General features: G+C 37.7%; 10 protein-coding genes. All 10 read left to right on the top strand.

What is annotated here, in order from left to right:
* The first annotated feature begins 163 nt into the window (after window positions 1-163).
* The 10 genes from KQI69_RS08310 (at window position 164) to KQI69_RS08355 (ending at window position 13,583) form a co-directional block, all read left to right on the top strand.
* Complete coding sequence (locus KQI69_RS08310; protein ID WP_216564914.1) at window positions 164-1,405, top strand: tyrosine-type recombinase/integrase; 1,242 nt, start codon at window positions 164-166, stop codon at window positions 1,403-1,405.
* Between the two features lie 148 nt (window positions 1,406-1,553).
* The gene (gene hisH, locus KQI69_RS08315; protein WP_216564915.1) at window positions 1,554-2,159 is read left to right on the top strand and encodes an imidazole glycerol phosphate synthase subunit HisH; all 606 of its coding nucleotides are present in this window, start codon (window positions 1,554-1,556) and stop codon (window positions 2,157-2,159) included.
* 19 nt (window positions 2,160-2,178) lie between these two features.
* Complete coding sequence (hisF, locus tag KQI69_RS08320) at window positions 2,179-2,940, top strand: imidazole glycerol phosphate synthase subunit HisF (RefSeq protein ID WP_216564923.1); 762 nt, start codon at window positions 2,179-2,181, stop codon at window positions 2,938-2,940.
* A 121-nt stretch (window positions 2,941-3,061) separates the two neighbouring features.
* Complete coding sequence (locus tag KQI69_RS08325) at window positions 3,062-3,739, top strand: uracil-DNA glycosylase (protein ID WP_216564916.1); 678 nt, start codon at window positions 3,062-3,064, stop codon at window positions 3,737-3,739.
* 163 nt (window positions 3,740-3,902) lie between these two features.
* Entirely contained in the window at window positions 3,903-6,590 is a 2,688-nt protein-coding gene (locus KQI69_RS08330) for a CotH kinase family protein (RefSeq protein ID WP_216564917.1), read from the top strand.
* Between the two features lie 164 nt (window positions 6,591-6,754).
* Window positions 6,755-9,262 (top strand): cell division FtsA domain-containing protein, encoded by a 2,508-nt coding sequence (locus tag KQI69_RS08335; protein WP_216564918.1) that lies wholly within the window; start codon window positions 6,755-6,757, stop codon window positions 9,260-9,262.
* A 100-nt stretch (window positions 9,263-9,362) separates the two neighbouring features.
* Window positions 9,363-10,157 carry an MBL fold metallo-hydrolase gene (locus tag KQI69_RS08340; RefSeq protein WP_216564919.1) on the top strand — a complete coding sequence of 265 codons (795 nt, stop codon included), beginning with the start codon at window positions 9,363-9,365 and terminating at the stop codon, window positions 10,155-10,157.
* A gap of 128 nt (window positions 10,158-10,285) precedes the next feature.
* Entirely contained in the window at window positions 10,286-10,558 is a 273-nt protein-coding gene (locus KQI69_RS08345) for an ACT domain-containing protein (RefSeq protein ID WP_216564920.1), read from the top strand.
* A gap of 210 nt (window positions 10,559-10,768) precedes the next feature.
* On the top strand, window positions 10,769-12,133 hold the full coding sequence (locus tag KQI69_RS08350; RefSeq protein WP_216564921.1) for a PFL family protein: 1,365 nt from the start codon (window positions 10,769-10,771) through the stop codon (window positions 12,131-12,133).
* A 250-nt stretch (window positions 12,134-12,383) separates the two neighbouring features.
* The gene (locus KQI69_RS08355; protein ID WP_216564922.1) at window positions 12,384-13,583 is read left to right on the top strand and encodes a pyridoxal phosphate-dependent aminotransferase; all 1,200 of its coding nucleotides are present in this window, start codon (window positions 12,384-12,386) and stop codon (window positions 13,581-13,583) included.
* The last annotated feature ends 217 nt before the right edge of the window (window positions 13,584-13,800 follow it).

Genomic DNA, 13,800 nt, shown 5'->3' on the forward strand with positions numbered 1-13,800 from the left:
CGGCTATTTTCTAGCCGGTGCTATATCCAGTTGTTCATTTTATGGCTGAACTGTTACTATTGATAATGTGGAACAGATTTAAAAAATGGACAATGTGCCTTGAATGTGCTACAATCAAATGTGGTATGCATTCGAGGCACTTCTGATTTAAGGAGGCTAAAGAATGGCAAACAAAACTACCTCAGAAAAGAACAAGCCTACGAGAAAAACATTAAGACCTAACGAGTATTACAACCCGAAAACAAAGAGATATGAATATCACTACAAAGATTGCTTCGGGAAAGAAAGGGTTATTAGTTCATATAGGCTTGAAATGACAGACCAATTACCGAAGGGTAAGAGATCGTCAAAGAGTTTGCGTGAAAAGGAGGCTGAAATAAACGCATATCTCGAAAACAACATAGATGTTGATGGTGCTAAACTCACACTGTTAGAAGTAGTGGATAGATACCTCAATTCTCTATACAATAGAAAGAAGTTAGCACACAATACCAAAGTTGGTTACAATGTAACAGTAAACACGCTGAAACAATATAAGCTAGGTTATATGGAAATTGGCAAGATCAGACCAGAACATTGTGAAGAATGGCTTGCTGATATGAAGAAAAAGTATAGAGGTTCATCTATTCAGACACAGATTAGTTTGATAAAAAGAACCTTTGAATATGCTTTAGACTATGATTATGTGGCAAAGAACCCATTCAGACGCATTACTACAGACAGGAGCGACAGCAAAAAGATGGAAGCTCTATCAGTAGAAGATATGAACCGATTTCTTGATTTTTGCTCAAAAGATACGCACAGTTCACATTGTTATGATATGTTATATGTGTTGTTTTGGAGTGGATTAAGAGCGTCAGAATTATGTGGTCTTACACTTGATAACATTGATATGGATAATCGAATGGTAGTGGTTGACAAACAACTACAATGTATCAATCATACTCATGTTGTACTGCCCACAAAAACAACGAATGGCGAAAGAATCATTCCTATGACAGATGGTGTGGATGAAAGTTTCCAGCGTATTATTAAGAATCGCTATTTAAAAGGCGATATAGAACCTGTATGTTACGATGAACAAGGTAATGCATATGAAGGATTTGTATTTCTTGCAACACGAAGTAGAAGAACGATTGTAAGAGGTCATGTAGAAGAATATCTACAGAACTGTATCAAAAGGTTTAATAATGCGAATCCAGATAATCCTATTCGTAAATTTGAACCCCATATTTGCAGACATACATTTGCTACGAATATGCAGTATTTACCACCTAAAACACTTCAATACATATTGGGACATGGTAATATAGCCACAACGATGGATAACTATGTCGATGTGAAACCAGGAGCTGAACAGCTTGCACAAATCAATGCTGTAGCAAAGCAGCTAACAGCTAATTAGTACAAATTTTAGCATACTAATTATTTACTAATTACAATGTGTAATGAGATGTAACAAAACATACAAAAAAGTAACGAAATGACAGTAAGGACTGTTTGAAATGTACGCAGGCATTGGGAAAATGCCTGATTTGAAAGGAATTTAGAATATGATAGCAATAATAGATTATGATGCAGGAAATCTTAAGAGCGTTGAGAAAGCTTTGTTATATCTCGGTGAGAAGTGTGTAGTCACAAGAGACAGGGATGAGCTTCTTAAAGCGGATAAAGTTATCCTGCCGGGAGTGGGTGCTTTCGGTGATGCTATGGAGAAACTTCACAAATTTGGTCTGGTTGAGGTTATACATGAGATAGTTAAGGAAAATAAACCGTTTTTAGGAATCTGTCTCGGACTTCAGCTTATGTTTGAGAGCAGCGAGGAAGGACCTGGTGTAAAAGGTCTTGGGCTTCTTCCCGGAAAGATAGTTAAATTTCCTGAAAAAGAAGGATTTAAGATTCCTCACATGGGATGGAATTCGATTAAGATAAAAGATGGAAGCAGACTTTTCAAAGGAGTTTCTGATAATTCATATGTGTACTTTGTACATTCATATTATCTTCAGGCGGAAAACGAAAATGATGTTGCAGCAACTACCGAGTACATCACACATGTTCATGCATCTGTTGAGCATGACAATATATTTGCCTGTCAGTTTCATCCGGAAAAAAGCGGTGATGTTGGATTGCAGATACTAAAGAATTTTTGTGAATTATAAAGAAAGGCTTGGTAGATATATGTTTACAAAGAGAATAATTCCATGTTTGGATGTAAATAACGGCAGAGTGGTTAAGGGTGTAAATTTTGTGGATCTAAAAGATGCGGGTGATCCGGTTACGGTTGGTGCGGCTTATGGAAAAGCGGGTGCGGATGAACTGGTGTTTCTTGACATAACGGCATCTTCTGATGCGAGAGCGACAAAGATAGATATGGTAAGGCGGGTTGCAGAAACTGTATTCATTCCATTTACAGTCGGTGGCGGAATAAGAACGGTTGATGATTTTAAGGCTGTTTTAAGAGAGGGAGCTGATAAGGTCGCAGTAAACTCTGCTGCCATTTTAAATCCCGAACTCATATCAGAGGCTGCAATGAAATTTGGAAGTCAGTGTGTAGTTGTTGCCATTGATGCCAAGAGGAGAGAGGATGGAAAAGGCTGGAACATCTTTAAAAACGGCGGCCGTGTTGATATGGGTATAGATGCTGTTGAGTGGGCGATGAAAGCATACGAACTCGGTGCCGGTGAGATATTGCTCACAAGTATGGATTGTGACGGAACAAAAGACGGATATGACATTGAACTTACAAGAACTGTTTCCGATAATGTAAATATACCTGTTATCGCATCGGGAGGAGCCGGAAAGCTGGAACATTTTAAGGAAGCGTTTACCGAAGGAAATGCGGATGCAGTGCTTGCAGCGTCGCTTTTCCACTATAAAGAGCTTGAGATAAATGAGGTAAAACAGTATCTTAGAGATGAGGGAATTAGTGTCAGACTTTAAACACATTTTATAGTAAACTTTGCAATATTCATAATTGTTTGGGATATATTATGTTTAAAAGATAATCTGCAATCAGTAATGTATTTCTCAATGAATATTTACAGAAAAGAGGAAGAAAGTTATGGGAATGATTGATAATGACTGGCTTCCGGCATTGAAACCGGAGTTTGCCAAACCATATTACAGAGACTTGTTTGAATTTGTTAAGGCAGAGTACAGCAGAGTTGTTGTATATCCGCCGGCAGATGATATATTTAATGCATTTCACTTTACACCGTTGTCAAAAGTAAAAGTCGTGATTTTAGGACAGGATCCGTATCACAATGTAAATCAGGCACATGGGCTGAGTTTTTCAGTGCCGCCAAGTCAGAAAGAGATACCGCCGTCACTTCAAAATATCTACAAGGAACTTCAGGATGATCTCGGCTGTTATATACCGAATAACGGATACCTCAAAAAATGGGCTGATCAGGGAGTACTTATGTTAAACACAGTTCTTACGGTAAGGGCTCATCAGGCAAATTCACATCAGAACAGAGGATGGGAACAGTTTACGGATGCTGTTATAAATGCCGTAAATGAACAGGACAGACCTATAGTGTATCTTTTGTGGGGAAGACCAGCGCAGAGTAAGATACCTATGCTGACTAATCCAAAACATCTTATACTGAAAGCACCGCATCCAAGCCCGCTGTCAGCTTACAGAGGATTTTTTGGCTGCCGGCATTTCAGCCAGACAAATGAGTTCCTTGAAAAGAATGGATTAGAACCGATAGACTGGCAGATAGAAAACATATAAATATTTAAGAATTACTTACATTTCTTTCAAACATATTGTGTCAAAAATGTGTCTGTGTTACCATGTTATTTAAGGAACATATTTGATTATATTTCTTATATTAAGGTGGGATATGCTGATTATGATAAATGACACCGGCATATGTTTGAAAGGAGTGTTTTTTTTGAGGAAAAAGAAAAAAATCATAGCTATGGCTATGGCTGCTACTATGTCACTGGTAACAGTATTTGGAAGCGGAAGTTATTCTAAAACAGTTAAAGCTGTAGATACGAGGGAAAATGACAGGAAACAGGAGAGCACTACGACAGATGACATTAAGTCTGATGATAAGACTGATTTTTCTGAGTTATACGATGATAAGCTCTTGGGCATTGACAATAGCAATGTTGTTCTTGCCAAGCATGAAAAGACATCGGCACTGATGGTCAGCGGAAAGACTGAGGAGGTTGAAAAGACTAAATTTACCATAGGTAAAAAGATTGATTTTAATGAGAAGAGCAGATATCTTGTTTTTTCGGGACTGGCTGAGAGAAAGAGGAATATAAGCATTTCATTTTATCTTGATGATTCTGCTGAGAGTTTTGCAGATATTAAGTTATCGAATCAGAGCAGAAAAAATGTATGGAATTTAAAAGATAACAAATGCGTAAAGTTCAATGCGGGTAATATCAGTGGTAAACATGAAGTTTCATTCAGAGTAACTGACAATGATGACAAAGATTATACAGGAAAGGATCTTAATGTGCTGTTGCAGTATATGTTTTTCCTTGATGAAGATATACCAACGGTAGATGTTGATATTGATGAATCACAGACTCCGATAGCATCAATGAACGGTGATACAACTCATCAGACGGAGTGTTATGGAAATATCACACTTGATATACCAGAGGGCTATAAGTCTGAATACACTGACAAGGAACTTAAAACAGCAACATATGAGCTTGAGTATATAAGGGGAAGGGGAAATTCTACATGGGGACCTAGCAAGAGACCTTATAAATTCAAACTTGATAAAAAAGCTGATCTTTTGGGCATGGGTGCGAACAAGCATTGGATACTGTTAGCAAACTATTATGATGTAACCATGCTTAGAAACAAGTTTACATACTGGCTTGGTGATGCGATAGGACTTGAATTTACTCCAAAGTGTGAGTTTGTCAATGTTGTTATGAATGGTGAGTATCTTGGAAGTTATTATCTGTGTGAACAGGTTAGAGTCGGAAAAAGCAGAGTAAATATTGATGATCTTGCTGCTGATGATGAATCAAAAGCAGTAACAACCGGTTCTGCCATAACAGGGGGATATTTGCTGGCATGTGAGCAGGAGAGTGACAGATTAAATATAAACACAGAAAAAGGAATGACATTTGCAATAGAAAGTCCTGATTTTGAAGACTATAAAAATGATGAACAGTATAAATATATCTCAGACTATGTGCAGCAGACTGAAAATGCCATTTTTGGAAAGAATTTTAAGGATAGCAATGGTGTTTCGTATGATGAGTATCTGGATGTTGACTCAGCGATAGATTATTATTGGGTGCAGGAGTTTTCTTTAAATGGAGATGCTTTTGGTTCAGGAAGCACATATCTTTATAAAAAGAGAAATGGGAAGCTTTACTGGGGACCTCTTTGGGATTTTGATTATGTGGCATGGGGGGCAACTGAGTTTACTGATGGAAATAATGTCGAAGGATTATACTTGTCAAGAAATCAGTGGTTTACAAAATTATTTACAAATGAAAAATTCAGGGATAAATTTGTTGCAAGATGGCCGTATATAAAAGAAAAACTTCTTGAAGGGATAAAAGACGGAGGAGTTATTGATACATATTCAAAGAAACAGTACGCTTCACAGAAAGCAAATTATTATGTAAACAAAATGTATTCAAATAATTATGAAGATGATTTTTTTGCAGGTAATTATGATTTGAATGCGATGATTGATGGTACAAAGGTACAGGAGCTGATAGGTGATTTGTCTGGAACATCACAGAATAATGTGACATATGACAGTGAAGAAACAAGATTTAAAAAGTGGATACGTGAAAGAATTGACTGGATAGATAAAAATATATCGTCTATAGATTCATTTACTTCAGGTGCAAAACTTACATTTAAGGTTGATGGAAAGAAGTATGCAACTGTAGATTATGTACAGGGAATTCAAAATAATCTGCCTAAGGATCCGGCTAAAAAGGGATATTATTTTAATGGATGGTATTATAAGCAGAAGATAGATGGAAAAGCATATGAGACGAAATTTGCAGAGGATTCTTCATTTAGCAGTAAAAATGTAACATTATATGCAAAATGGAAAAAGAAAACAAAAGCTAATAAACTTAAAAGTATGGTGTTCCAGTACAAAGATGTATATATGACTACTTATGATGAGTATAACCTTAAATATAGTATTCAGCCGCTTGGTGCAGTTGCACCTGAAATAAAATGGAGCACATCTGATAAAAATATAGCAACAGTCAGTGATGGTGTTGTAACTGCTGTACAAAAAAAGGGAGTTTGCACGATAACTGCCAAAATAAAGGGATTAAAGGCAGTAAAATGTAAGGTACATGTAATTTCGTGGGACGAAATGACAGCGTTTAAGGACTTTAAGTTAAGCAAGACAAATATGACCTTGAAAAAGGGCAAGTCACAGAAATTAGATGTTACACTTCTGCCTGCAAAAGTATACAATCCTAACATATGTTTTGATTCTTCAAACAAAAAGGTTGCTGAGGTTGATGCAGCAGGAGTAGTGCATGCAAAGAAAAAAGGAACAGCGGTTATTGCTGTATACAGCACCCAGCAAGAGAAAGTTAAATTCTGTAAGGTGAAAGTTAAATAAAAAATATGTTTTTGTGATATTTTGTTCAAAATATTATCAAAAAAACTAAGATGATGAAAGGGATATGGAACTGGACATATCCCTTTCATGCATCTTTAAGACTTGTATTATAATAATTTATTTGGTAAAATACTGATAATTGTGATAATTAAGGGGGTTCCATAGTGATAGATGAGGCAGAAAATGTCGAGATAAAGAAAGTGAATATGGAAGGTGTCCCGGAACAGCTTGTTTTTGGTCTTGATATAGGAACCAGAAGCATTGTGGGAACAGTCGGTTACCGTGATACAAAAGGATTCACCGTAGTTGCTCAGACATCGAAGGAACATGAGACAAGGGCGATGATGGATGGTCAGATACATGATATAAATATGGTGGCATCTACCATAAGTGAGATTCGTGAAAGGCTTGAGCAGATGACAGGTCGTATATATAAAGATGTCTGTATAGCAGCAGCCGGCCGTGTACTTATGACAGTGGAGGCAGAGGCGGAGATTGATTTTAACGCTGAAACAGTAGTTACGACAGAAAATATATATACCCTTGATATGCTCGGTGTTGAAAATGCATATGAAAAATTAAGAGAAGAGAAACAAAGTGACGATATAAAGTTTTACTGTGTCGGATATTCAGTTAAACATTATTATCAGAACGGTTATGCGATAACAAATCTTGAGGGACATAAGTGTAATAAGATTTCATGTGAGCTTATCGCTACATTCCTTCCTGATGAAGTAGTTGACGGTCTTTATGCAGCGGTTGAGAGAGCTGGGCTTTATGTGGCAAATCTTACATTGGAGCCTATTGCAGCTATAAATGTGGCTATACCTGAGAGATTCAGACTGCTTAATATCGCACTTGTCGATGTGGGTGCAGGAACATCAGATATTTCTATTACGAAGGATGGAAGTATCATTGCATATGGCATGATACCAAGTGCCGGAGATGAGATTACGGAGTGTCTTGCAAAGCATTATCTGACCGACTTTAATGAGGCTGATGCATTGAAGTGCAAAAGTACAGAGCAGGATGAGGTTGAGTTTAGTGATATCATGGGTCTGCCTTATAAGGTATCTTCTGATGAGATAGCAGAAGTAGTAAAAGATACGGTATATTCAATCACTAAAAGTGTCGCTGAAAAGATTATAGAGCTGAACGGTGGAAAATCAGTAAGTGCTGTATTTGTAGTCGGTGGTGGCGGCAAGATAAGAGGGTTTGTTGAAAGTCTTGCAGAATTTCTTGAACTTCCAAAAGAGAGGGTTGCACTCAGAGGTTCAGAAGTTATGGGCAATATTACATTTATGCAGGATGATATCAAAGTAGATTCACTTCTCGTAACACCTGTTGGTATATGCTTGAACTTCTATGAGCAGAGGAATAATTTTATCTTTGTAAACATAAATGATGAGAGAATCAAATTATATGACAATGGAAAACTGACAGTTATAGATGCGGCATTAAATGTTGGATTTCCAAATGAAGACTTGTTCCCTAAGAGAGGAAAAAGCATTATCTATACGGTAAACGGCGAAAAGAGGATGCTTAGAGGTAAGCAGGGAGAATCAAGTGTAATAAAGATGAATGGTGTAGAAGTTGGTATGAATACGCCAGTCACACAGAATGCAAAGATAGACATAAAGCCGTCTACGGCAGGTCAAGATGCTGAACTTGAAATCGAAGATATACCTGAATATAAAGCCACGATTAAATTTACTTTCAATAAGAAAGAGGTCTTATGTCCGAGATTTGTTATAGTAAACGGAGAGTTTGTATCTGGTTTTTATGGTATCAAAGACGGTGATGCGATAGAATTTCAGGATTATTATACATTGAAACAGGTTCTTGAATTTATGGATATAATATATTGTGGAAAAGTTTATGTAAACAATGTGCCTGCTGATATGGACACAAAGGTTTATGACAATTTTTCTATATTATGTGAAATTAAGAAGGAAGAACCTAATTATACAGAACTTTTTGAGATGTATGGAGAACCTGAATTTCCGGAGGAAACAGTTTATTCAATAGAGGATATTGAGGAAAAATCAGAAACAGATGGTTCTGGTATTACAGGTTTAAGTGAGAAAGATGATTCTGCGATAAGTGATGATGAAGATGAGTTGATTGACTCAGAAAGTGTCAGCAGTATGGAAGTGACAGAGGAAGTTGTAGACATGACTTCAGATGACATTGTAGCTGACAATGAAATGAATGTTACAAAAGATGCTGCAGAAGTACAGGAGAAAGATAAAACTTCTGACATGCAGGATATTGAAACCCACAGTACCGGAGGAGAAACTGCCGGGGAACAGGAAAATGCCACGGGCGATACAGATGGTGCAGAAAATCAAAATATCTCAGGTGATACAGATGGTACAGAACAGCAAACGGATGAGGCAGTGACAGGACAGTCAGATGATGAAACAAATCATGTACTGGCTGCCAAGAACGGACAGACAGGAGGACATGATATTACCGTTACTGTAAATGGTGACACAGTTATCATGAAAGGAAAAGAAAAATATATTCTTGTAGATGTACTTGATTTTTATCCTGTCGATACATCAGTAGCCCACGGCGATCATCTTGAAACATCGGTGAATGGTGTACATGGAGACTTTATGACACCAGTAAATGATGGAGATGTTGTTGTGATACAGTGGGTAGTGTGAAAATTAAAATTTTCACACTCAAGATTTGTGCTTTGCACAAACTTGCTATGTGTGAGAACGAGGACTAAAAGATGGGATATAGTAGAGAAATGAGGTAGTTATGAGAGTATGCAGTATTGCCAGCGGCAGCAGTGGAAACTGTACCTATGTTGGCAGTGGTGACACGAACATTTTGATAGATGCGGGAGTGAGCCGCAAAAGGATAGTTGAAGGACTTAAAAAGATAGGTGTCGCTCCTGAACAGTTAAACGGGATATTTGTAACACATGAACACAGTGACCATATTCAGGGGATAAATATGATGGTCAAGATGTTTGACACGCCCGTCTATGCGACTGGCGGAACACTTGATGCCATAAGACTCAAGGACAAAAAAGGTGTTATCTCGATGAACCATCTTTTTGAGGTACACGCCGATGAACCGGTAGCTATGGGCGGGATAACAGTAATGCCATTTTCAACATCACATGATGCCGCAGATCCTGTCGGGTATACACTTACTGCGGAAGGTCATAAGGCAAGCATAGCGACTGACCTTGGAAAGTATGACGATTATACGATAGACCACTTAAAAGATACAGATGTACTTTTTATAGAAGCTAATCATGATATAAGTATGCTGGAGGCAGGAAGATATCCATATCAGCTTAAGCGGAGAATATTGGGTGAATACGGTCACTTATCAAATGAAGACTCAGGAAGTCTGTTGTGCAGGGTGATAAATAAAAATTTAAAATATGCCTTTCTTGCACATTTGTCAAAGGAAAACAACTATCCACAGCTTGCATTTGAAGCAGTAAAATGTCAGTTGTGGGAGGAGATGGGATTAAAAGAACTTAGTTTTGACCTGTCGGTAGCAAAGAGAGACGAGCCGTCCAAAATGGTCGTGCTTTAAGATAAAGGTGTGAAAATTTTAATACCTAAGATTTGTGCCTGTGCACACTTGACACAAATCTTAGGTGTAAAATACATTATATTTCACACTATACATAAAAATGTGTGCAGAAATGAGGGATAGATAAAATGAAAAAAACAGTTATAACAGTAGTAGGTAAGGACAGTGTTGGTATTATCGCAAAAGTATGTACATATCTTGCAGAGAACAATGTAAACATTCTTGATATTTCACAGACTATCGTAGGCGGATTTTTCAATATGATGATGATTGCTGATGTGGCAGAGTGTAAAACAGACTTTGCAGGATTTAACAGTGACCTTGAAAAGATTGGCGAGGATATGGGCTGTACGATAAAGGCTCAGCGTGAGGATATTTTTGATAAGATGCACAGAATTTAACATTATCAAGGAAGTCCCCCATTTCTATTGCGTAGAGCGATAAGTGGTGATTGTGGACTTGCCTGTATCAGGAGGGGTACAAGCTCCTCAGAAAGAGGTTAGTGTGAAAAATCCATATATGCAAGATTTTTCACACCCAAGATTTGTGTCTGCGCACACTTGACACAAACTCGATATGCACAAAAAACGTGTGCAGAAATGAGGGTTAGTATGATAAATATAGCAGAAGTTAAAGAAACTAATGATATGATCGAGAAGGAAAACCTTGATGTAAGAACAATTACACTTGGTATAAGCCTTTTAAATTGTATAGATGATGATCTTGACAGATTAAATGAGAAAATATATAACCGTATAACAACTGTTGCAAAAGACCTTGTTCCTACAGGAAAAGCTATCGAACTTGAATATGGTATTCCTATCGTAAACAAGAGAATATCGGTTACACCTATTGCACTTATCGGAGGTTCTGCATGTAAAACACCTGAGGATTATGTGACGATAGCAAAAACACTTGACAAAGCTGCAAAGGAAGTCGGTGTAAACTTTATCGGTGGATATTCTGCACTTGTCTCAAAGGGAATGACAAAGAGTGATGAGCTTCTTATCCGTTCGATTCCTGAGGCTCTTAAGGCTACAGACTTCGTGTGCAGTTCAGTAAATGTCGGCTCAACAAAAACAGGATTAAATATGGATGCTGTAAGACTTATGGGTGACATTGTCCGTGAGACTGCTGATATAACAGTTGACTGTGACTGTAATGGATGTGCAAAACTTGTTGTATTCTGTAATGCACCTGACGATAATCCGTTTATGGCAGGAGCATTCCACGGTGTAACTGAAGCTGATGAGATAATAAATGTAGGAGTAAGTGGACCAGGTGTTATGAGAAAAGCACTTGAATCGGCTCACGGACTTGACTTTGGAGCACTCTGCGAAAAGATTAAAAAGACTGCATTTAAGATTACGAGAGTAGGTCAGCTTGTTGCACTCGAGGCATCAAAGAGACTTGACATACCATTTGGAATAATCGACCTCTCACTCGCACCTACACCTGCAATCGGAGACAGTATCGCAGATATCTTCGAGGAGATGGGACTTGAGAGAGCAGGAGCACCGGGAACTACAGCAGCACTGGCAATGCTAAACGATCAGGTTAAAAAAGGCGGCGTAATGGCATCTTCATATGTAGGAGGTCTGAGCGGAGCATTTATCCCTGTAAGTGAGGATCAGGGAATGATAAATGCCGTTCAGGATGGAGCACTCACGCTTGAAAAGCTTGAGGCCATGACATGTGTCTGCTCAGTTGGACTTGACATGGTAGCGATACCGGGAGACACAAAGCCGGAGACAATAGCGGGAATCATTGCAGATGAGATGGCTATCGGAATGATAAACCAGAAAACAACGGCGGCAAGGCTTATACCTGTTCCGGGAAAGAAAGTCGGAGAGATGGTAGAGTTTGGAGGATTGTTAGGATATGCACCTGTAATGCCTGTAAATCAGTTTGACTGCAGCGAATTTGTAAACAGAGGTGGAAGGATTCCGGCACCTATACATAGTTTTAAGAATTAAGAAAATTAAGAATAAACATAAAATCACATTATTATACCTTGAAATTGTAAAGTTTTTGTTAATTTTTACAATTTTAAGGTATATTTTTTTGATATAATTGTTAACATATATATTGACGCACATATATGTATTGTGAGATAATTACAATTGTATCATGAATAGATTTCATTTGATGATATTTATGATACAGGCGTAAAAATAAAATATTAAATTACTTATGCGATAAAGTCGCAGGAATGAGGTTAGAGACATGTCATTAGAATTATCAAAGAAAGCAGCAGCAGTTAAACCTTCGTCAACTCTTGCAATTACAGCGAAAGCGAAAGAACTTAAGGCACAGGGAAAAGATGTAGTTGGATTTGGAGCAGGCGAACCTGATTTCAACACACCTGAAAACATCTGTGAAGCAGCTATCAAAGCTATTAAAGACGGTTTTACAAAGTACACACCAGCTTCAGGAACAAATGAATTAAAAGAAGCTATATCTAAAAAATTTAAGGAATTTAACGGACTTGATTATGCTCCGGATCAGATAGTTATAAGCAATGGTGGAAAACATTCACTTACAAATATATTTACTGCACTCTTAAATCCTGGTGATGAGGTTATCATCCCTGCACCATTCTGGCTCAGTTATCCTGAGATAGTAAAACTTGCAGGTGGAGTGCCTGTTATCGTTACGACAACAAAAGAGCAGAACTTCAAACTTACAGCAGAGGATCTTGCGGCAGCAGTAACAGACAAGACAAAGGCACTTGTATTAAATACACCAAACAATCCAACAGGAATGCTTTACACAGAAGAAGAACTTCGTGCCATAGCAAAAGTTGCAGTAGAAAAAGACTTCTATGTAGTAGCAGATGAAATGTATGAGATGCTTGTTTATGGAGAGCAGAAACATATAAGTATTGCATCACTTGGAAAAGACATATATGACAGAACTATCACATGTAGCGGACTTGCAAAGAGCTATGCGATGACAGGATGGAGAATCGGTTATACAGGTTCATCAAAAGAAATCGCAAAGATGATGGGAAGCGTACAGAGCCACCAGACATCAAATCCGAATTCTATCGCACAGAAGGCAGCAGTAGAAGCCCTTACAGGCCCACAGGATTCAGTAGAGAAAATGCACGCTGAATTTGATAAACGCCGCAAATATATGTATAAGAGAATCTGCGATATGCCGCTTCTTGATACACTTGAGCCAATGGGAGCATTTTATGTATTCGTAGACGGTAGTGCGGTACTCGGAAAGTCATATAAGGGAACTAAAATAGAAAGTGTTCCACAGATGGCAGACATACTTATCAATGAGTATAATACGGCAATCGTACCATGTGCAGACTTCGGATTCCCTGATTGTTTCCGCCTTTCTTATGCTATATCTATTGAGCAGATTGAGAAAGGACTTGACAGGATTGAGAGCTTTATAAAGGAATTGGCATAATTTAGAAGATGATATTTGAAGTTTGAAATTGCTACGATATTGTTGCGATTATTATAAAGTGAAAATATTTTTTATCAAATAAAGTATATAAAAAGGATAATGATTGTTGAGAGGTTAAAGTCTCAAATGGTCATTATCCTTTTTTGTTTTTGTATTTAATAAAAAATGAACTATCAAAAAGTGTACTTTTTGATAGTTCAAAACCGCTAATAATTCT

This window comes from Eubacterium sp. MSJ-13, assembly GCF_018918235.1.
GTDB lineage: Bacteria > Bacillota > Clostridia > Lachnospirales > Lachnospiraceae > Butyribacter.